This is a genomic window from Enterobacter cloacae complex sp. SHL020 (genome assembly GCF_049236945.1).
GTDB classification, from domain to species: Bacteria; Pseudomonadota; Gammaproteobacteria; order Enterobacterales; family Enterobacteriaceae; genus Enterobacter; species Enterobacter dykesii.
Genome location: NZ_JBMKJF010000010.1, coordinates 95,804 through 116,803, shown reverse-complemented (window position 1 = coordinate 116,803; position 21,000 = coordinate 95,804). Strand labels below are relative to the sequence as shown.

At 53.3% G+C, this 21,000-nt stretch carries 19 protein-coding genes and 2 tRNA genes; 15 read left to right on the top strand and 6 right to left on the bottom strand.

The window, feature by feature from the left end:
* Nucleotides 1-98: 98 nt before the first annotated feature.
* The gene (ispB, locus tag ACOTZB_RS19785) at nt 99-1,070 is read right to left on the bottom strand and encodes an octaprenyl diphosphate synthase (protein WP_024906360.1); all 972 of its coding nucleotides are present in this window, start codon (nt 1,068-1,070) and stop codon (nt 99-101) included.
* A gap of 257 nt (nt 1,071-1,327) precedes the next feature.
* Here ispB and rplU point away from each other — a divergent pair, with 257 nt between their 5' ends.
* The 4 genes from rplU (at nt 1,328) to cgtA (ending at nt 4,169) form a co-directional block, all read left to right on the top strand.
* A complete protein-coding gene (gene rplU, locus ACOTZB_RS19780; protein WP_003025032.1) occupies nt 1,328-1,639 on the top strand; it encodes a 50S ribosomal protein L21 in 312 nt (103 codons plus the stop codon).
* Between the two features lie 19 nt (nt 1,640-1,658).
* Entirely contained in the window at nt 1,659-1,916 is a 258-nt protein-coding gene (gene rpmA, locus ACOTZB_RS19775; RefSeq protein ID WP_004385076.1) for a 50S ribosomal protein L27, read from the top strand.
* A 96-nt stretch (nt 1,917-2,012) separates the two neighbouring features.
* Entirely contained in the window at nt 2,013-2,978 is a 966-nt protein-coding gene (locus ACOTZB_RS19770) for a DMT family transporter (RefSeq protein WP_252046929.1), read from the top strand.
* A gap of 15 nt (nt 2,979-2,993) precedes the next feature.
* A complete protein-coding gene (gene cgtA / locus ACOTZB_RS19765; RefSeq protein ID WP_045403536.1) occupies nt 2,994-4,169 on the top strand; it encodes an Obg family GTPase CgtA in 1,176 nt (391 codons plus the stop codon).
* A 34-nt stretch (nt 4,170-4,203) separates the two neighbouring features.
* On the opposite strand, the gene pmrB is transcribed toward cgtA, so the two are convergent.
* The 3 genes from pmrB to dacB are packed head-to-tail and all read right to left on the bottom strand — an operon-like array spanning nt 4,204 to nt 7,342.
* Nucleotides 4,204-5,247, bottom strand: a complete 1,044-nt coding sequence (gene pmrB / locus ACOTZB_RS19760; protein WP_421628271.1) for a two-component system sensor histidine kinase PmrB — start codon at nt 5,245-5,247, stop codon at nt 4,204-4,206.
* Nucleotides 5,244-5,906 (bottom strand): two-component system response regulator PmrA, encoded by a 663-nt coding sequence (pmrA, locus tag ACOTZB_RS19755; protein WP_023333595.1) that lies wholly within the window; start codon nt 5,904-5,906, stop codon nt 5,244-5,246. The genes pmrB and pmrA overlap by 4 nt, the downstream gene beginning before the upstream one ends.
* Before the next feature lie 2 nt (nt 5,907-5,908).
* Nucleotides 5,909-7,342, bottom strand: coding sequence for a serine-type D-Ala-D-Ala carboxypeptidase (dacB, locus tag ACOTZB_RS19750; RefSeq protein ID WP_193805570.1), 1,434 nt, complete (start codon nt 7,340-7,342; stop codon nt 5,909-5,911).
* 228 nt (nt 7,343-7,570) lie between these two features.
* On the opposite strand from dacB, the gene greA reads away from it, so the two are divergent.
* On the top strand, nt 7,571-8,047 hold the full coding sequence (gene greA / locus ACOTZB_RS19745; protein WP_014171793.1) for a transcription elongation factor GreA: 477 nt from the start codon (nt 7,571-7,573) through the stop codon (nt 8,045-8,047).
* Nucleotides 8,048-8,198: 151 nt separating this feature from the next.
* Here greA and yhbY read toward each other — a convergent pair whose 3' ends face one another.
* Nucleotides 8,199-8,492 (bottom strand): ribosome assembly RNA-binding protein YhbY, encoded by a 294-nt coding sequence (gene yhbY, locus ACOTZB_RS19740; protein ID WP_003861814.1) that lies wholly within the window; start codon nt 8,490-8,492, stop codon nt 8,199-8,201.
* Between the two features lie 127 nt (nt 8,493-8,619).
* On the opposite strand from yhbY, the gene rlmE reads away from it, so the two are divergent.
* The 6 genes from rlmE (at nt 8,620) to ACOTZB_RS19710 (ending at nt 14,212) form a co-directional block, all read left to right on the top strand.
* Complete coding sequence (gene rlmE, locus ACOTZB_RS19735) at nt 8,620-9,246, top strand: 23S rRNA (uridine(2552)-2'-O)-methyltransferase RlmE (RefSeq protein ID WP_003861812.1); 627 nt, start codon at nt 8,620-8,622, stop codon at nt 9,244-9,246.
* 102 nt (nt 9,247-9,348) lie between these two features.
* Nucleotides 9,349-11,283 (top strand): ATP-dependent zinc metalloprotease FtsH, encoded by a 1,935-nt coding sequence (ftsH, locus tag ACOTZB_RS19730; protein ID WP_010436002.1) that lies wholly within the window; start codon nt 9,349-9,351, stop codon nt 11,281-11,283.
* A 98-nt stretch (nt 11,284-11,381) separates the two neighbouring features.
* Nucleotides 11,382-12,230, top strand: a complete 849-nt coding sequence (folP, locus tag ACOTZB_RS19725) for a dihydropteroate synthase (protein ID WP_047650924.1) — start codon at nt 11,382-11,384, stop codon at nt 12,228-12,230.
* A complete protein-coding gene (gene glmM / locus ACOTZB_RS19720) occupies nt 12,223-13,560 on the top strand; it encodes a phosphoglucosamine mutase (RefSeq protein ID WP_023309339.1) in 1,338 nt (445 codons plus the stop codon). Before folP ends, glmM begins: the two co-directional genes overlap by 8 nt.
* 223 nt (nt 13,561-13,783) lie before the next feature.
* On the top strand, nt 13,784-14,116 hold the full coding sequence (gene secG, locus ACOTZB_RS19715) for a preprotein translocase subunit SecG (protein ID WP_023309338.1): 333 nt from the start codon (nt 13,784-13,786) through the stop codon (nt 14,114-14,116).
* A 9-nt stretch (nt 14,117-14,125) separates the two neighbouring features.
* A tRNA-Leu gene (locus ACOTZB_RS19710) sits at nt 14,126-14,212 on the top strand.
* Between the two features lie 153 nt (nt 14,213-14,365).
* Here the strand turns inward: ACOTZB_RS19710 and argG are convergent.
* On the bottom strand, nt 14,366-15,712 hold the full coding sequence (gene argG / locus ACOTZB_RS19705; protein WP_023309336.1) for an argininosuccinate synthase: 1,347 nt from the start codon (nt 15,710-15,712) through the stop codon (nt 14,366-14,368).
* 287 nt (nt 15,713-15,999) lie between these two features.
* Between argG and ACOTZB_RS19700 the strand changes: the two genes are divergently transcribed.
* From ACOTZB_RS19700 to infB, 4 genes are all read left to right on the top strand, one after another.
* Nucleotides 16,000-16,076: transfer RNA gene (locus ACOTZB_RS19700), tRNA-Met, on the top strand.
* Between the two features lie 207 nt (nt 16,077-16,283).
* Nucleotides 16,284-16,736: a ribosome maturation factor RimP gene (gene rimP, locus ACOTZB_RS19695; RefSeq protein ID WP_014833432.1), complete on the top strand. Its 453-nt coding sequence runs from the start codon at nt 16,284-16,286 to the stop codon at nt 16,734-16,736.
* A 28-nt stretch (nt 16,737-16,764) separates the two neighbouring features.
* A complete protein-coding gene (gene nusA / locus ACOTZB_RS19690) occupies nt 16,765-18,267 on the top strand; it encodes a transcription termination factor NusA (protein WP_029739628.1) in 1,503 nt (500 codons plus the stop codon).
* Between the two features lie 24 nt (nt 18,268-18,291).
* On the top strand, nt 18,292-20,979 hold the full coding sequence (gene infB, locus ACOTZB_RS19685; RefSeq protein ID WP_421628267.1) for a translation initiation factor IF-2: 2,688 nt from the start codon (nt 18,292-18,294) through the stop codon (nt 20,977-20,979).
* Nucleotides 20,980-21,000 lie beyond the last annotated feature (21 nt).

Below are 21,000 nucleotides of genomic sequence, written 5' to 3'. Positions count from 1 at the left end.
ATTCATGCGGTCTCTAAACCGATGAATTTACATGAACACGGAATTTACAGGAGTGTACTGGAATCTCCCCGCTATCGCTGCGGGGAGAAACAAGGTGATTAACGGTCGCGCTGTACGGCGATATGGGCAAGACCAATCAGTGCCTCGCGCCACGGACTGTCTGGAATGACCTGAAGCGCTTCGATGGCTTTATCGGCTTCTTCTTCCGCGCGCTGACGCGTCCATTCCAGCGATCCGCAGATAGCCATAGTTTCCAGTACAGGTTCCAGAAGATGGCGGCCATTTCCCTGCTCAATCGCTTCACGGATCATTTTCGCCTGGTCAGCTGTTCCGTTGCGCATAGCATGAAGCAGCGGCAGGGTTGGTTTACCTTCGTTCAGGTCATCGCCCACGTTTTTACCGAGCGTCTCGCCGTCCGCACTATAGTCCAGCAAATCATCAATCAGCTGGAAGGCCGTACCCAGATAGCGGCCATAGTCCTGCAGGCCTTTTTCCTGTGCTTCGGTACAGTCAGCCAGAATGCCGGAACACTGGGCAGCCGCTTCAAACAGGCGCGCCGTTTTGCTGTAGATGACGCGCATGTAGTTTTCTTCGGTGATATCAGGGTCGTTGACGTTCATCAGCTGCAGCACTTCGCCTTCAGCAATGACGTTTACGGCTTCGGACATCACTTCCAGCACTTTCAGGGAGCCCAGGCTGGTCATCATCTGGAAGGCGCGGGTATAGATAAAATCCCCCACCAGGACGCTGGCTGCGTTTCCGAAAGCGGCGTTTGCCGTGGCTTTGCCACGACGCATATCCGATTCATCCACAACATCGTCATGCAGAAGCGTCGCCGTGTGAATAAATTCGATGAGCGCTGCGATAGTGATGTGAGCATTTCCCTGATAGCCAACGGCTCTGGCAGCCAGAATGGCAATCATCGGACGAATGCGTTTACCGCCGCCGCTGACGATGTAATAGCCCAACTGATTGATCAGCTGAACGTCAGAGTTGAGTTGCTCCAGGATTGCTGCATTCACACCCGCCATATCTTGCGCGGTTAACTCGTTGATTTTTTCTAAATTCATCGCAAAAGCCGGGCTTTTTATCCTGTTGATCCCATCTTCAATGGGGTAACGAAGGGTTTCGGTTTATCAATAGTAGTGCTGATTGTACTGAAAAAACGGCTCAGATAAACGTTACCGTACGTGTTGTGTTTTTTTTCTTCATGTATTGACGGTAGCACTTGTCAAAGGCTCGCGTTTTGCGTAATATTCGCGCCCTATTGTGAATATTTATAGCGCACTCTGATTCATACGAGGACGTGCGCGGAAGCGGAGTTTATATGTACGCGGTTTTCCAAAGTGGTGGTAAACAACACCGAGTAAGCGAAGGTCAGACCGTTCGCCTGGAAAAGCTGGACATCGCAACTGGCGAATCTGTTGAGTTCGCAGAAGTTCTGATGATCGCAAACGGTGAAGAAGTCAAAATCGGCGTTCCTTTCGTTGATGGCGGCGTTATCAAAGCTGAAGTTGTTGCACACGGTCGTGGCGAGAAAGTTAAAATCGTTAAGTTTCGTCGTCGTAAGCACTACCGTAAGCAGCAGGGCCACCGTCAGTGGTTCACTGATGTGAAAATTACTGGCATCAGCGCCTAAGACCTGAGGAGAGATTTAAATGGCACATAAAAAGGCTGGCGGCTCCACACGTAACGGTCGCGATTCAGAAGCTAAACGCCTTGGCGTTAAGCGTTTCGGTGGCGAATCCGTTCTGGCTGGTAGCATCATCGTTCGTCAACGTGGTACCAAATTCCACGCTGGCAACAACGTAGGTTGCGGTCGTGACCACACTCTGTTTGCTAAAGCAGACGGTAAAGTGAAATTTGAAGTTAAAGGCCCGAACAACCGTAAATACATCAGCATCGTTGCTGAGTAAGGTTTTCTCGGTCCGGTAACGGATTAAAGCCCCGCAACCTGTTGCGGGGCTTTTTACATTGGAAACCCGGTAATTTTTTCTGTAGGGAAAACGGGCATGAAGCAGCAGGCCGGCATTGGTATTCTTTTGGCGCTCACTACCGCAATGTGTTGGGGTGCGCTGCCAATTGCAATGAAGCAGGTACTGGAAGTGATGGAGCCGCCTACGGTGGTCTTTTATCGCTTTCTGATGGCAAGCATCGGCCTCGGGGCCATTCTGGCTATCAAAGGTAAGCTTCCTCCCTTGCGGCTCTTCCGCAAACCGCGCTGGCTGGTATTACTGGCTATCGCGACGGGCGGTCTGTTCGGTAACTTCATCCTGTTCAGCTCTTCCCTGCAATATCTCAGCCCCACGGCGTCGCAGGTGATAGGTCAGCTTTCACCTGTGGGCATGATGGTCGCCAGCGTCTTTATCCTCAAGGAGAAGATGCGCGGTACGCAGATTATCGGGGCGAGCATGCTGCTGTGCGGTCTGGTGATGTTCTTCAATACCAGTCTGATAGAGATTTTTACCCGCCTGACGGATTACACATGGGGTGTAATTTTTGGTGTGGGGGCGGCAACGGTCTGGGTGAGCTATGGCGTCGCGCAAAAGGTGTTATTGCGTCGTCTTGCCTCACAGCAGATCCTCTTTTTGCTGTACACTTTGTGTACAATGGCATTGCTGCCATTAGCAAAGCCGGGTGTGATTTCCCAGCTTAGCGACTGGCAACTGGCGTGCCTCATTTTTTGTGGGCTGAACACGCTGGTCGGTTATGGCGCGCTGGCCGAAGCGATGGCGCGCTGGCAGGCAGCACAGGTGAGCGCGTTAATTACGCTTACTCCGCTGTTTACGCTGTTATTTTCAGATTTGTTATCAATGGCCTGGCCCGATGTCTTCGTCAGACCGATGCTCAACCTGTTGGGTTATCTCGGTGCGTTTGTCGTGGTTGCGGGCGCGATGTATTCCGCCATTGGTCATCGTCTTTGGGGACGTTGGCGCAAAAATGAAGCGGTTGTAGTAGTCCCCCGCTCAGGCGAATGAGTTACGGAGAGTAAAATGAAGTTTGTTGATGAAGCGACGATCCTGGTCGTGGCTGGTGATGGCGGCAATGGTTGCGTAAGCTTCCGCCGTGAAAAGTATATCCCACGTGGCGGTCCTGACGGCGGCGACGGCGGGGATGGTGGTGACGTGTGGCTGGAGGCGGATGAGAACCTCAACACGCTGATCGACTACCGTTTCGAGAAATCCTTCCGCGCTGAACGTGGCCAGAACGGCCAGAGCCGTGACTGTACCGGGAAACGCGGTAAAGATGTCACTATTAAAGTTCCGGTCGGTACGCGTGTGATTGACCAGGGAACCGGTGAAACCATGGGTGACATGACCAAACACGGTCAGCGCCTGATGGTGGCTAAAGGCGGCTGGCACGGTCTGGGTAACAGCCGTTTCAAATCCTCCGTTAACCGTACTCCGCGTCAGAAAACGATGGGTACGCCGGGCGATAAGCGCGATCTGCAGCTGGAGCTGATGCTTCTGGCAGACGTGGGCATGCTGGGTATGCCAAACGCCGGTAAATCGACGTTCATTCGCGCCGTTTCTGCGGCGAAACCAAAAGTGGCGGACTATCCGTTTACCACGCTGGTACCAAGCCTGGGCGTTGTCCGTATGGATAACGAGAAGAGCTTTGTGGTTGCCGATATTCCGGGACTGATTGAAGGCGCTGCGGAAGGCGCGGGTCTGGGTATTCGCTTCCTGAAACACCTTGAGCGTTGCCGCGTGCTGCTGCATCTTATCGATATCGATCCTATCGATGGTTCCGATCCGGTTGAAAACGCCCGTATCATCATCGGTGAGCTGGAAAAATACAGCGAAAAACTGGCGAATAAACCACGCTGGCTGGTCTTCAATAAGATCGACCTGATGGACAAAGCCGAAGCGGAAGCGAAAGCCAAAGCGATTGCTGAAGCGATGGGTTGGGAAGATAAATACTACCTGATCTCTGCGGCAAGCCAGGTTGGCGTGAAAGATCTGTGCTGGGATGTGATGACCTTCATCATCGAGAACCCAATCGTGCAGGCGGAAGAAGCGAAACAGCCTGAAAAAGTCGAATTCATGTGGGATGACTACCACCGCCAGCAGCTCGAAGAGCTGGAAGCGGAAGACGATGATGAAGACTGGGACGATGACTGGGATGAAGACGACGAAGAAGGCGTCGAGTTCATCTACAAGCACTAATATCTGTCCGAAGCCCCCATTATGGGGGCTTTTTTTATTCCAGCGTTGCGGGCAGCCAGCAGCTGGCGATCAAACCACCTTCAGCGCCGTTCTCAAGCGTCAGCCTGCCGTGGTGGAGCTGCACGATGCGCTGCACGATACTCAGCCCCAGACCGCTGCCACCGTAGCGCTGGTCAAGACGGCGGAATGGCTCGGTAATTGACTGTCGGTGCGCGTCATTAATACCGGGCCCCTGATCGATCACGCTAATCTGCGTCCCCCCGTCGACCCCGGTTAATGTCACCGTAATCGTTGTCCCTGCCGGGCTGTAGCGCCCGGCATTCTCCAGCAGGTTGCGCAGCATCAGACGCAGGAGCACGGCGTCTCCCTGAACCGTGAGCGCGCTTTTAGCGGGCCAAATCACCGTATGTTCTTTGGCTTCATGGCCCAGGCCGAGAGGTTCAATGATATTTTCCGTCCAGCTCACGGTTTCGTAGTGTCCGCTGGCCATTGCCTGTCCGGCACGGGCCAGCATCAGCAGCTGCTCAACGGTATGCATGAGCTGATCGATACGGCTAATTAACGTCGCGGCCTGTGGTGCGCCTGACTGCGCCATGAGCTCCAGATGGAGCCGGATACCGGCAAGGGGCGTTCGGAGCTCATGCGCGGCGTCAGCGGTGAAGAGACGCTCCTGCTGAATGGTATTGTCCAGCCGGGCGAGCAGCTGGTTCAGGGAGGTTGTCACCGCGCCTATTTCTTCCATGTCGGAATACATGGGAAGCGGTGTTAGGTTATCCGCCGAACGGTTAGCAAGGCTGTCACGCAGTTTATTCAGCGGTCGGGTTATCCAGGTGACTGCCCAGAAAGAGAAAAACAGCGTAAAGCCTACCATCACCAGAGAAGGGACGAGAAGGGAAGCAATCGCTTCGCGGATCTCTTTCTCGACATGGTTATTGCGGGCTTTTGCCGACAGCGTTTCATTCACCAGAAAACCAATCTGCTCACGGCTTTCATGCCACAGCCAGATGACGCTTATCAGCTGGAAAAATAAGAGAATGACCGCCAGCAGCACCATCAAACGCCGACGCATGCTGTTCATTTTTGGCTCTCAAGGCGATAGCCAACGCCACGGACGGTTTTGATTCTGTCCTTGCCGAGCTTGCGACGCAGGTTATGAATGTGAACTTCAAGGGTATTTGAGCCGGGATCGTCCTGCCAGGAGTAGATATCCTGCTGGAGCGTCTCTCTGTGCACCGTTTGCCCGCTGCGCATGATCAGACGCGTAAGCAGGGCGAACTCTTTTGGCGTCACCTCTACCGCCTGATCCTGACGCAGCACCTGCTGGGTTTGCAAATTCAGCGTAATATCGCCGTCGGTCAGCAAGTTATCACTATGGCCCTGATAGCGGCGAATCAACGCTCGTACCCGGGCCTGCAGCTCCGCGAGCGCAAAAGGCTTCACCAGGTAATCATCTGCGCCTGCATCAAGGCCGGTGATACGATCCTCAATGGCATCGCGTGCCGTCAGGATCAACACCGGGTTGGCAATACCGCGGCGTCGCCACTGGCTGAGCAGCGTGGCGCCGTCTTTATCAGGTAAGCCCAAATCGAGGATCACCAGACTGTATTCGCCGCTCTGGATCAGAGAGTCCGCCTCCGCTGCGGTGCCAGCACAGTCGAGAGCATACCCTTCATTGGCCAGCCCCAGCGCCAGCCCTTCCTGCAATAACAGATCGTCTTCAACTATAAGTAGTTTCATCGCTAGTTATTCTGGTAGATGTCCTTATAAAGCCTGCTTTCGAAGCGAACCAGCGGAATACGACGATTGCGCTGGTCGGTCGGTTCGACGGCATAGCCGGAAAGATACTGCACGAATGCCATGCGCTGTCCGCTGGCGGTAGTGATGAAGCCTGCAAGGTTATAAACCCCCTGCAGTGAGCCTGTTTTCGCGGAGACTTTGCCATCCACGCCCGCGGCGTGAAGCCCTGCGCGGTACTGCAGCGAACCGTCATGCCCGGCCAGCGGTAGCATTGAAATAAAGTTTAGTTCAGTGTCATGCTGTGCAATGTACTGAAGCACCTGCATCATCGTGGCCGGCGAGATCAAATTATGACGCGATAATCCGGAGCCATCGACGGCGATGGTATTGCCCAGCTCGATCCCGGCCTGCTGGCGCAGGATCTGACGAACGGCGTCTGAACCCGCGCGCCAGGTTCCCGGCACGCCGAAACGCGCGTGGCCAATCATGCGGAACACGGTGTCGGCAATCATGTTGTCCGACTTTTTCAGCATGATTCGCAGTAAATCGTGCAGCGGAGGAGACTGTTTGCTGGCGATGACCGTGCCGGGCTGATTAACCTGCGTCTGGCGAAGCAGCGTGCCGGTGTATGTTATGCCCGCTTGTTTCAGCTCATCTTTCAGAATGGCACCCGCATAGCTTGCACCATCCTGTATCGCAAAGGCCAGCGGCAGCGGATCGGCGCGCTGCGTCAGGCAGCCGGTAAGCGTGAAGCGGTTAAGATCGCCTGGCACGACGTCAAGCTCACAATATTGCGCATCCGGGGAGCCTTTCGCCAGCGTGCGAACCTGGCTAAACATGGTGACCGGGTAGTAGGACGCTATGCGGATAAACGCTAAATCATCTGGCTTTGGCGCGCTGTAAAGAGAAACCGAGAAGCAGTTACGGTCAACAATCGCGGCGGCGGGCGGGGCGCTAAAACATTGGGTCATGTCGTTCCACGGCCAGCCTGGGGCTTTATCGTGGCTGGCAAAAATGGACGTGTCGATCAGCACATTGCCATCAATTTTCTGCACGCCAGATTTTTTCAGTACCGCAACCATATTGCGGATATCCTGGCGCTTAAAGGTCGGATCGCCGCCAAAACGGGCGATAAGATCGCCTTTCAGTTCGCCACCCTCGACGTTACCTTTGGTCTCGAGTGTGGTAGTAAAACGGAAGTCAGGACCGAGCTGGAGCAGGGCGGCGAGGGCAGTGATCACCTTTTGGGTACTGGCAGGCAGCGCCATCTGTTGACTGTGATAGTCAATCTCGGGAACCTGTGCGCCAACCTTCTGCACCATCAGAGCAAGGTTCGCGCCTGCGGGGAGCTGATTAATGTACTCATCAACATTCGCGGCCTGGGCGGTGAACGTTATACTGGTAGTCAATCCGATGATAAATCTGGAAAATCGCATAATCTCGCGCTAACAACCCGAAAACAAACCGTCATACTACGGTGCATGGCACTGCAAAGTAAACGATGACCCATAGTGAACTTCGCGGTAAAATGCATATCAAATTGAAAAATTGCTGCTGACCTGGGGCATTGCTCCCGGGTCGGTTTTCTTTTTGCTTCTTGCCCGCTTAGGTGGGCAGGAGCAGGGAACACTGCTCCCAACAGGAATGTTTAAGAGGTATAACAAATGCAAGCTATTCCGATGACCTTACGTGGTGCCGAAAAACTGCGCGAAGAGCTGGATTTCCTGAAATCCGTGCGTCGCCCTGAAATCATCGCCGCTATCGCGGATGCGCGCGAGCATGGCGACCTGAAAGAGAACGCTGAATACCACGCCGCGCGTGAGCAGCAGGGTTTCTGTGAAGGGCGTATTAAAGATATCGAGGCAAAACTGTCCAATGCACAGGTTATCGATATCACCAAAATGCCTAACAACGGGCGTGTGATTTTTGGTTCTACCGTTACCGTCCTGAACCTGGACAACGACGAAGAGCAGACCTATCGCATCGTGGGTGATGATGAGGCAGACTTCAAACAGAACCTGATTTCAGTGAACTCCCCGATTGCTCGCGGCCTGATTGGCAAAGAGCAGGACGATGTTGTCACCATCCGCACCCCTGGCGGTGAAGTGGAATACGAAATTATCAAGGTTGAATACCTGTAATTCGCTTCTCTACTAAGATGTTGATACATTGTAAAGAAAAGAAAAAGGCCGCATAGCGGCCTTTTATCAACTCAAGGAGCATGGCATTTTGCTCGCCTGCTGACAGAAATCCCTCGTTTCACACAGAAAATGTGTTTAATTCAGGATATCCTTAGCGTGGCAGCGAGATTTTACGCTCTTTAGATGGGCGGTAGAGCACCAGCGTTTTACCGATGACCTGTACATTACAGGCGCCGGTTTCGCGCACGATGGCTTCCACGATCAGGTTTTTAGTGTCTCTGTCTTCAGAGGCGATTTTCACCTTGATCAGCTCGTGGTGTTCCAGCGCTTGTTCAATCTCGGCAAGCACCCCTTCGGTCAAACCATTGTTGCCAAGCATCACTACAGGCTTGAGCGGATGTGCCAGACCTTTAAGGTGCTGTTTTTGTTTAGTACTCAGATTCATCGTATATTTTTGCTTACGTTGGGATTGAAAACGGTTCATTCTACCGCCATCTCCCTTATATCGCCAAATAGCTGCGTAGAAATTTACGTCACAGGCAGGTAACGATGAACCAGGACGGAAATGTTAAATGACAGGTAAAAAGCGTTCTGCCAGCTCCAGCCGCTGGCTTCAGGAACACTTTAGCGATAAATATGTTCAACAGGCACAGAAAAAGGGGTTGCGTTCCCGTGCCTGGTTTAAACTTGATGAAATACAGCAAAGTGACAAACTTTTTAAGCCGGGGATGACGGTTGTTGACCTCGGTGCGGCACCTGGCGGATGGTCCCAGTATGCGGTAACGCAGATCGGCGGAACGGGCCGAATCATCGCGTGCGATCTTTTACCAATGGATCCCATCGTCGGTGTCGACTTCCTTCAGGGCGACTTTCGTGATGAATTAGTGCTGAAAGCGTTACTTGATCGTGTAGGTGACAGTAAGGTCCAGGTTGTCATGTCAGATATGGCACCAAATATGTGTGGAACACCGGCGGTGGATATCCCCCGCGCCATGTATCTGGTGGAGCTAGCGTTAGAAATGTGTCGTGATGTACTAGCGCCTGGTGGTAGTTTTGTTGTGAAGGTGTTTCAGGGCGAAGGTTTCGAGGAGTATCTTAAGGAAATTCGCTCCCTGTTTGCGAAGGTTAAAGTTCGTAAGCCGGACTCTTCCCGGGCCCGTTCCCGAGAAGTGTATATTGTAGCGACCGGGCGAAAATGATAACCGGTAGATTTCAGGCGAAAGTTTGAATGAAACTGGATATAGAGTATCCTGACGCTGTTTTTAACACAGTTGTAATATGAGGTTAATCCCTTGAGTGACATGGCGAAAAACCTAATACTCTGGCTGGTCATTGCCGTTGTGCTGATGTCAGTATTCCAGAGCTTTGGGCCCAGCGAGTCGAATGGCCGCAAGGTGGATTATTCTACCTTCTTGCAGGAGGTCAATCAGGACCAGGTTCGCGAAGCGCGTATCAACGGACGTGAGATCAACGTTACCAAGAAAGATAGTAACCGTTACACGACTTACATCCCGGTGAACGATCCTAAGCTGCTTGATAACCTTCTGACCAAAAACGTCAAGGTAGTTGGCGAGCCGCCAGAAGAACCAAGCCTGCTGGCTTCTATCTTCATTTCCTGGTTCCCGATGCTGCTTCTTATTGGCGTCTGGATCTTCTTTATGCGCCAGATGCAGGGCGGCGGTGGCAAAGGTGCCATGTCGTTCGGTAAGAGCAAGGCGCGTATGCTGACGGAAGACCAGATCAAGACCACCTTCGCTGACGTCGCCGGTTGTGACGAAGCGAAAGAAGAGGTAGGTGAACTGGTTGAATACCTGCGTGAACCGAGCCGTTTCCAGAAATTGGGCGGTAAGATCCCGAAAGGCGTGCTGATGGTTGGCCCTCCGGGTACCGGTAAAACCCTGCTGGCGAAAGCCATTGCGGGTGAAGCGAAGGTGCCGTTCTTTACTATTTCAGGTTCTGACTTCGTTGAAATGTTCGTGGGTGTCGGTGCATCTCGTGTGCGTGACATGTTTGAGCAGGCCAAGAAGGCAGCACCGTGCATTATCTTCATCGATGAAATCGACGCCGTAGGCCGCCAGCGTGGCGCAGGTCTGGGCGGTGGTCACGATGAACGTGAACAGACGCTGAACCAGATGCTGGTTGAGATGGACGGCTTCGAAGGTAACGAAGGTATCATCGTTATCGCGGCGACTAACCGTCCGGACGTACTTGACCCAGCGCTGCTGCGTCCAGGCCGTTTCGACCGTCAGGTTGTTGTGGGTCTGCCGGACGTTCGCGGTCGTGAACAGATTCTGAAAGTTCACATGCGTCGCGTACCGCTGGCGCCAGATATCGACGCGGCAATCATTGCGCGCGGTACTCCGGGCTTCTCCGGTGCGGACCTGGCGAACCTGGTCAACGAAGCTGCTCTGTTTGCCGCTCGCGGTAACAAGCGCGTCGTATCTATGGTGGAGTTTGAGAAAGCGAAAGACAAAATCATGATGGGTGCGGAACGTCGCTCCATGGTGATGACGGAAGCGCAGAAAGAGTCCACGGCATACCACGAAGCGGGTCACGCGATTATCGGTCGCCTCGTGCCGGAACACGATCCGGTGCATAAAGTGACGATTATTCCGCGCGGTCGTGCGCTGGGTGTGACTTTCTTCCTGCCTGAAGGCGATGCGATCAGCGCCAGCCGTCAGAAGCTGGAAAGCCAGATTTCGACCCTGTACGGTGGTCGTCTGGCAGAAGAGATTATCTACGGTGTGGAACATGTTTCTACCGGTGCGTCCAACGACATTAAAGTTGCGACAAACCTGGCGCGTAACATGGTGACGCAGTGGGGCTTCTCCGACAAACTCGGTCCGCTGCTGTATGCAGAGGAAGAGGGTGAAGTATTCCTGGGCCGTTCTGTGGCTAAAGCGAAACATATGTCCGATGAGACGGCTCGTATCATCGACCAGGAAGTAAAATCTCTGGTAGAGCGTAACTACGCACGTGCACGCCAGATCCTGAACGACAATATGGACATCCTGCATTCGATGAAAGATGCGCTCATGAAATATGAGACCATCGATGCACCACAGATTGACGACCTGATGGCGCGCCGCGAAGTGCGTCCGCCAGCAGGCTGGGAAGACCCAGGCGCTTCCAATAATTCTGACAACAATGGCACCCCGCGTGCGCCGCGTCCGGTTGATGAACCGCGTACGCCAAATCCGGGCAACACCATGTCAGAACAGTTGGGCGATAAGTAAGCCACTGCTGTTGAAGCGTTTGTCTGTACCTCAAACCCTGGAGCTTGCTCCGGGGTTTTTCATTTCTGTTTAACGATATAGATACCAGGGATTTCGCCATGAAATTATTCGCTCAGGACTCGCATCTCGATCTTTCACATCCCCATGTGATGGGGATCCTGAATGTTACCCCTGACTCTTTCTCTGACGGCGGCACGCATAACACGCTTATCGAGGCGGTTAAGCACGCGAATTTAATGATTAATGCGGGTGCCACCATTATTGACGTGGGCGGCGAATCGACGCGTCCTGGTGCGGCGGACGTGTCTGTGGAAGAAGAGCTGGCGCGCGTGGTGCCGGTGGTTGAAGCTATCGCGCAGCGGTTTGAAGTATGGATCTCCGTTGATACCTCTAAACCCGAAGTGATCCGTGAAGTGGCGAGAGTGGGCGCTCACATTATCAATGATATTCGCTCGCTCACCGAGCCTGGCGCACTTGAAGCCGCGGCAGAGACCGGGTTACCGGTATGCCTGATGCACATGCAGGGTCAACCAAAAACCATGCAGGAAGCACCGAGGTATGATGATGTCTTTGCCGACGTGAATCGCTTCTTTATTGAGCATATTGCACGCTGTGAACGTGCAGGTATCCCAAAAGAGAAATTGCTGCTCGACCCGGGGTTCGGTTTCGGTAAAAATCTCTCCCACAATTATGCGTTGCTTGCGCGCCTGTCGGAATTCCATCATTTTGGCCTGCCGTTACTGGTGGGGATGTCGAGAAAGTCGATGATTGGGCAGTTGCTGAACGTGGGGCCGAGCGAACGCCTGAGCGGCAGCCTGGCCTGCGCAGTGATTGCGGCGATGCAGGGTGCGCACATTATTCGTGTCCATGACGTCAAAGAAACAGTAGAAGCCATGCGTGTGGTGGAAGCCACACTGGCAGCGAAGGAAAACAAACGCTATGAGTAATCGTAAGTATTTTGGTACCGATGGTATCCGTGGGCGTGTAGGCGATGCTCCCATCACCCCTGATTTTGTCCTGAAGCTCGGCTGGGCTGCTGGCAAAGTGCTGGCGCGTCATGGTTCCCGTAAGATCATTATCGGTAAAGACACCCGTATTTCCGGCTATATGCTGGAGTCCGCGCTGGAAGCGGGTCTGGCGGCGGCCGGACTGTCTGCGTCCTTTACGGGCCCGATGCCGACACCTGCAGTCGCGTATCTGACGCGCACCTTCCGTGCGGAAGCGGGGATTGTCATTTCAGCTTCTCACAACCCGTTCTACGACAACGGCATTAAATTCTTCTCCATTGACGGCACCAAGCTCCCGGATGACGTGGAAGAAGCCATTGAAGCCGAAATGGAAAAAGAGATCACCTGCGTTGATTCCGCAGAGCTGGGTAAAGCGAACCGTATCGTTGATGCGGCGGGCCGTTATATCGAATTCTGTAAAGGCACCTTCCCGAATGAGCTGAGCCTGGCTCACCTCAAAATTGTGGTGGACTGTGCTAATGGCGCGACCTATCACATCGCCCCGAATGTCTTCCGCGAACTGGGTGCGAAAGTCATCACTATTGGCTGCGAGCCGGATGGTCTGAACATTAACGAACAGGTCGGCGCAACTGACGTTCGTGCCCTGCAGGCGCGTGTTCTGGCAGAGAAAGCCGACCTGGGTATTGCGCTGGACGGCGACGGTGACCGCGTGATCATGGTCGACCACGAAGGTAACAAGGTCGACGGCGATCAGATCCTCTACATCATTGCCCGTGAGGGCCTGCGTCAGGGCCAGCTGCGCGGCGGTGCGGTGGGCACGCTGATGAGTAACATGGGCCTGGAACTGGCGCTGAAACAGCTCGGTATTCCGTTTGTCCGCGCGAAAGTGGGTGACCGCTATGTGCTGGAAAAACTGCAGGAGAAGGGCTGGCGCATCGGCGCAGAAAACTCGGGTCACGTGATCCTGCTTGATAAAACCACCACCGGTGACGGTATCGTGGCCGCGCTGCAGGTGGTTGCCGCAATGGCGCGTAACCATATGAGCCTGCACGATCTGTGCAGCGGAATGAAAATGTTCCCACAGATCCTGGTAAACGTACGTTTCACTGCCGGCAAAGGCGATCCGCTGGAAAATGAGAACGTCAAAGCGGTGATGGCTGACGTTGAAGCGGCGCTGGGCAATCGTGGACGCGTGCTGCTGCGTAAGTCCGGTACCGAACCGCTGATCCGCGTGATGGTAGAAGGCGAAGACGAAGCGCAGGTCACCGAATTTGCGCACCGTATTGCGGATGCTGTTAAAGCTGCATAATTGTGCACGCTAAATGTATAAAAAGGCGGCTTTTGTCGCCTTTGTTTTAAGCAATTAATGGCTTTTTGCTGTTTTTTTCCGCAGTTGATACAATGCGTCAAAAATGCCCTTGCGAAGGTCATTCGCTTTGGTTAGTATTCACACCCGCTTCAGTGGGAAACAAAAATCCTGCTAATTGGTCGAAGCATTGGTATGCGGCAAATCCGCAAGGAACAGGTTGATTATGTACGAAGCTCTTTTAGTTGTTTTCCTTATTGTAGCCATCGCTCTCGTAGCGCTGATTATGCTGCAGCAAGGTAAAGGCGCTGATATGGGAGCCTCCTTCGGAGCAGGCGCTTCCGGTACGCTGTTCGGTTCAAGTGGTTCTGCGAACTTCATGACCCGTACGACGGCGATTCTGGCTACGCTGTTCTTCATCATCAGTCTGGTGCTTGGCAATATCAACAGCAACAAGACCAGCAAAGGAAGCGAGTGGGAAAATCTGAGCGCGCCAGCGAAAACTGAGCAGACTCAGCCAGCTGCACCGGCTAAGCCAACCAGCGATATCCCGCACTAAGTATTCTGTACCGAGGTGGTGGAATTGGTAGACACGCTACCTTGAGGTGGTAGTGCCCTAACGGGCTTGTGGGTTCGAGTCCCATCCTCGGTACCAATATTCCAGAAGAAAGACGTCGAAAGACGTCTTTTTTTTCGTTTGTAGATTGTGTGTGGCGGGCAAAGTGGTGGATGGCGTTGTGCTTATCGGCCCGACAAAAGCCCACAAAAAAGGCGTCCATCGGACGCCTTTTGCATTTTATACTCGCGGTTACTTTTTATCGCTGTGTTCCAGGTTTTCAACCTGCGGTAGGCCGTTACCTGAATTGGCTGACAGCAAACCGTTCTCAACATAGTTGAACAGCTTCTCACGGGTATCGGTGATGTCCAGATTACGCATGGTCAGCTGACCAATACGATCGTCCGGTGAGAACACGGATTCACCTTTCTCCATGGTCAGACGCTCTGCTTTGTAGGTCAGGTTGTCAGACACGGTGTTCAGGATGGAGTAGTCGTTACCGCGACGCAGTTCCAGCGTTACTTCACCGGTGATCGCGCTTGCCACCCAACGCTGCAGCGCATCGCGCAGCATCAGCGCCTGTGGATCGAACCAGCGGCCCTGATACAGCAGTTTACCCAGCTGACGGCCATGAGAGTGATACTGCTCGATGGTGTCTTCGTTGTGAATGCCGGTCAGCAGACGCTCGTAAGCGATGTGCAGCAGCGCCATTCCCGGGGCTTCATAGATGCCGCGGCTTTTCGCTTCGATGATACGGTTTTCAATCTGATCGCTCATACCCAGACCGTGACGACCGCCAATACGGTTCGCTTCCAGCATCAGCTCAACATCATCAGAGAAGGTTTTACCGTTCAGCGCAACCGGATGGCCGCGTTCGAAACGTACGGTCACTTCTTCAGCCTGGATTTTGACGTTCTCGTCCCAGAACTTCACGCCCATGATCGGGTTAACGATCTTCACGCTGGAGTTCAGGAATTCCAGGTCTTTCGCTTCGTGCGTCGCACCCAGCATGTTGGAGTCGGTGGAGTAGGCCTTCTCAACTGACATCTTATAGTCGAAGCCGCAGGCAATCATGAATTCGGACATTTCATGACGGCCACCCAGCTCGTCAATGAAGTCGGTATCCAGCCACGGTTTGTAAATCTGCAGTTCGGCGTTGGTCAGCAGGCCATAACGATAGAAACGTTCAATATCGTTACCTTTATAGGTGCTGCCGTCACCCCAGATGTTAACACCGTCTTCTTTCATCGCCGCAACCAGCATGGTACCGGTGACCGCACGGCCCAGCGGGGTGGTGTTGAAATAGGTCAGACCGCCGGTGGTGTTATGGAACGCACCGCACTGAATAGCTGCGATACCTTCAGCGACCAGTTGCTTACGGCAGTCAATCAGGCGCGCGTTCTCTGCACCATACTCTTTAGCGCGACGAGGAATGGCATCATAGTCGTCCTCATCCGGCTGACCCAGGTTCGCAGTATAGGCATACGGAACCGCTCCCTTCTGGCGCATCCACAGCAGTGCAGCGCTGGTATCCAGGCCGCCTGAGAAAGCGATGCCAATACGTTGTCCTACCGGAAGATGCTTGAGAATCGTCGTCATAGAATAAAACCCTGCTTGATTGACTGATTAGAGACCGCTTTCGCTCTCTTGTGCATTTTTATGCAAAATAAGTGAGTATTCATTTAATCATCTTTTGGCGAAGACCGGAAGAGAGTCGTGCGTTTTTTGTAAAAATTTTGGTCTAATCGATCTGGCGGAAGTCGCCTTGACAGGTGGGGTCAACTATCAATATACTAAACGCCGATTTTACGTCCCGTCTTCGGTACCAAATCCCAGCATTATTTGCAAATTCTGTCCAAAACGCGTAGAATTTGCCACGTTTCAGGCGCGGGGTGGAGCAGCCTGGTAGCTCGTCGGGCTCATAACCCGAAGGTCGTCGGTTCAAATCCGGCCCCCGCAACCACTTTCCCATAAAGTTCTTTTTCAAATATACTGTGAAGACTTAGAGCCTTCGTAGCTGGATTTGAAAAAATTCTTTCGGAAAGTGCTCCAGGCCACAGTTGTGGCTATAGGGTTCAGTTATCTAAAGCCCCGATTTATCGGGGTTTTTTGTTATCTGACTACAGAATAACTGGGCTTTACGCCCTTTTTTTATGTCTTGGGGGTGGGCTTGTCCACATTAGAGCAAAAATTAACAGAGATGATTACTGCACCGGTCGAAGCACTGGGCTACGAACTGGTCGGCATCGAATTCGTTCGCGGCCGTACATCGACGCTGCGCATCTATATTGATAGTGAAGATGGCATCAATGTTGATGATTGTGCTGATGTCAGCCACCAGGTGAGTGCGGTTCTTGATGTTGAAGACCCGATTACCGTTGCGTACAACCTGGAAGTTTCCTCACCTGGCCTCGATCGCCCGATGTTCACGGCCGAGCACTATGTGCGCTTTACCGGTGAAGAAGTGGCTCTCGTTCTGCGTATGGCCGTACAGAACCGCCGTAAATGGCAGGGAATTATCAAAGCCGTTGATGGTGAAATGATCACGGTGACAGTCGAAGGCAAAGATGAAGTGTTCGCGCTGAGTAATATCCAGAAGGCGAACCTGGTTCCCCACTTTTAACAGTCTGGATTGAGGTGAAAAGCCCGCGATGAACAAAGAAATTTTGGCTGTTGTTGAAGCCGTCTCCAACGAGAAATCACTGCCGCGTGAGAAGATTTTCGAAGCGCTGGAAAGTGCACTGGCTACAGCAACCAAGAAAAAATACGAACAAGAGATCGATGTTCGCGTAGAAATCGATCGTAAAAGCGGTGACTTCGATACATTCCGTCGTTGGGTAATCGTTGAAGAAGTGACCCAGCCGACCAAAGAGATCACGCTGGAAGCTGCCCGTTTTGAAGACGAAAGTCTGAACGTGGGCGAGTACGTTGAAGATCAGATTGAATCTGTCACCTTTGACCGTATCACGACCCAGACGGCTAAACAGGTTATCGTGCAGAAAGTGCGCGAAGCCGAGCGCGCGCTGGTTGTCGATCAGTTCCGCGATCAGGAAGGCGAAATCATCACCGGCGTGGTGAAGAAAGTGAACCGCGACAACATCTCCCTGGAGATCAAATCCGAAGGATTGCCGGGTAACGCTGAAGCCGTGATCCTGCGTGAAGATATGCTGCCGCGTGAAAACTTCCGCCCAGGCGACCGTATTCGCGGTGTTCTGTACGCCGTTCGCCCTGAAGCGCGTGGTGCACAGCTGTTCGTGACCCGTTCTAAACCAGAAATGCTGGTAGAACTGTTCCGTATCGAAGTGCCGGAAATCGGTGAAGAAGTTATCGAGATTAAAGCGGCGGCTCGCGATCCGGGCTCCCGTGCGAAAATTGCGGTGAAAACCAACGACAAGCGTATCGACCCGGTCGGTGCTTGCGTCGGTATGCGCGGTGCGCGTGTCCAGGCCGTTTCTACTGAGCTGGGCGGCGAACGTATTGATATCGTTCTGTGGGATGACAACCCGGCGCAGTTCGTGATCAACGCAATGGCTCCAGCTGATGTGGCGTCTATCGTTGTTGACGAAGACAAACACACCATGGATATCGCTGTTGAAGCGGGCAACCTGGCGCAGGCAATTGGCCGTAACGGTCAGAACGTACGCCTGGCGTCACAGCTGAGCGGCTGGGAACTCAACGTAATGACCGTTGATGACCTGCAGGCTAAGCATCAGGCTGAAGCCCATGCGGCGATCGATACCTTCACTAAATACCTGGATATTGACGAAGACTTCGCCACTGTTCTGGTTGAAGAAGGTTTCTCTACGCTGGAAGAACTGGCCTATGTGCCAATGAAAGAGCTGCTGGAAATTGACGGTCTGGATGAACCAACCGTTGAAGCCCTGCGTGAACGCGCTAAAAACGCACTGACCACCCTGGCACTGGCTCAGGAAGAAAGCCTTGGCGACAAAAAGCCGGCTGATGACCTGCTGAATCTGGAAGGTCTTGATCGTGCGATTGCGTTCAAGCTGGCTGCCCGTGGTGTTTGTACGCTGGAAGATCTCGCTGAGCAAGGCGTTGATGACCTGGCTGATATCGAAGGTTTAACCGACGAGAAAGCCGGCGAGCTCATCATGGCCGCACGTAATATTTGCTGGTTCGGCGACGAAGCGTAATAAACTGTAGCAGGAAGGAACAGCATGACTGATGTAACTGTAAAATCGCTGGCTGCTGAGATTCAGACCTCCGTGGACCGCCTGGTACAGCAATTTGCTGATGCAGGGATCCCGAAGTCCGCTGATGACTCGGTGACCGCGCAAGAAAAACAAACCTTGTTAACGCACCTGAACCGTGAACACGGTTCTACGCCTGACAAGTTAACGCTGCAGCGCAAAACGCGTAGTACGTTAAACATCCCTGGTACCGGTGGCAAAAGCAAATCGGTCCAAATTGAAGTCCGCAAGACGCGCACCTTTGTAAAACGTGATCCGCAAGAGGCAGAGCGCCTTGCCGCGGAAGAGCAGGCACAGCGTGAAGCGGAAGAACAAGCTCAGCGTGAGGCGGAAGCAACCGCCAAACGTGAAGCAGAATTAAAAGCTGAACGTGAGGCCGCAGAAAAAGCGAAACGCGACGCAAGTGATAAAGTGAAGCGTGACGCTGCGGAAAAAGACAAAGTGAGCAATCAACAGACAGACGAAATGACCAAAACCGCCCAGGCTGAAAAAGCCCGCCGTGAAAATGAAGCTGCCGAGCTGAAGCGTAAAGCGGAAGAAGAAGCCCGCCGTAAGCTGGAAGAAGAAGCTCGCCGCGTCGCCGAAGAAGCGCGCCGCATGGCAGAAGAAAACGAGAAGAATGGTGTGAATACCGTTGAGCCGACTGAAGACACCAGCGACTATCACGTGACCACTTCTCAGCATGCGCGTCAGGCTGAAGATGATAACGACCGTGAAGTTGAAGGCGGTCGTGGCCGTGGCCGTAATGCAAAAGCTGCGCGTCCGGCGAAAAAAGGCAACAAGCACGCTGAATCTAAAGCTGACCGTGAAGAAGCACGCGCTGCTGTTCGCGGCGGTAAAGGCGGTAAGCGTAAAGGTTCCGCGCTGCAGCAGGGCTTCCAGAAGCCGGCTCAGGCCGTTAACCGTGACGTTGTGATCGGCGAAACCATTACCGTTGGCGAACTGGCGAACAAGATGGCGGTTAAAGGCTCTCAGGTCATCAAAGCGATGATGAAGCTGGGCGCTATGGCGACCATCAACCAGGTGATCGATCAGGAAACTGCACAGCTGGTTGCGGAAGAGATGGGCCACAAAGTTATCCTGCGTCGTGAAAACGAGCTGGAAGAAGCAGTAATGAGCGACCGTGATACTGGCGCTGCGGCTGAACCACGCGCACCGGTAGTGACCATCATGGGTCACGTTGACCACGGTAAAACCTCTCTGCTTGACTACATTCGTTCTACCAAGGTTGCCTCTGGCGAAGCGGGTGGTATTACCCAGCACATCGGTGCATACCACGTAGAAACTGACAACGGTATGATCACCTTCCTGGATACCCCAGGCCACGCCGCGTTTACCTCAATGCGTGCTCGTGGTGCTCAGGCGACGGATATCGTTGTTCTGGTTGTTGCGGCGGACGACGGCGTCATGCCGCAAACCATCGAAGCTATCCAGCACGCGAAAGCAGCAGGTGTGCCGGTTGTGGTTGCAGTTAACAAGATCGATAAGCCAGAAGCGGATCCCGATCGTGTTAAAAACGAACTTTCCCAGTACGGTATTCTGCCGGAAGAGTGGGGCGGCGAAAGCCAGTTCGTACACGTGTCTGCGAAAGCGGGTACCGGTATCGACGAACTGCTGGACGCGATCCTGCTGCAGGCCGAAGTTCTTGAGCTGAAAGCCATCCGTAACGGTATGGCGAGCGGCGCGGTAATCGAATCCTTCCTGGATAAAGGACGTGGCCCGGTTGCTACCGTTCTGGTTCGTGAAGGTACACTGCATAAAGGCGATATCGTTCTGTGCGGTTTCGAATACGGTCGCGTCCGTGCGATGCGTAACGAACTGGGCCAGGAGGTACTGGAAGCAGGTCCGTCCATTCCAGTTGAAATCCTGGGTCTGTCCGGTGTTCCGGCTGCCGGTGACGAAGTGACCGTTGTGCGTGACGAGAAGAAAGCGCGTGAAGTTGCGCTGTATCGTCAGGGTAAATTCCGTGAAGTTAAACTGGCTCGCCAGCAGAAATCTAAACTCGAGAACATGTTTGCCAACATGACCGAGGGCGAAGTTCACGAAGTGAACATCGTTCTGAAAGCTGACGTTCAGGGTTCTGTGGAAGCGATCTCCGACTCCTTGCTGAAACTGTCTACCGACGAAGTGAAAGTGAAGATCATCGGTTCTGGCGTAGGTGGTATCACCGAAACCGACGCAACCCTGGCTGCTGCCTCCAACGCTATCCTGGTTGGCTTCAACGTTCGTGCGGATGCATCCGCGCGTAAAGTGATTGAAGCTGAAAGCCTGGATCTGCGTTACTACTCCGTCATCTATAACCTGATCGACGAAGTGAAAGCAGCGATGAGCGGCATGCTGTCTCCTGAGCTGAAACAGCAGATCATCGGTCTGGCTGAAGTACGTGACGTGTTCAAATCACCGAAATTCGGTGCGATCGCGGGCTGTATGGTTACCGAAGGTAACATCAAGCGTCACAACCCAATCCGCGTCCTGCGTGACAACGTGGTTATCTACGAAGGCGAGCTGGAATCCCTGCGCCGCTTCAAAGATGACGTTAACGAAGTCCGTAACGGCATGGAATGTGGTATCGGCGTGAAGAACTACAACGACGTTCGCGTTGGCGATATGATCGAAGTGTTCGAGATCATCGAAATTCAGCGTACCATCGCTTAATCTTCGTCGGCTTTTGGGCCG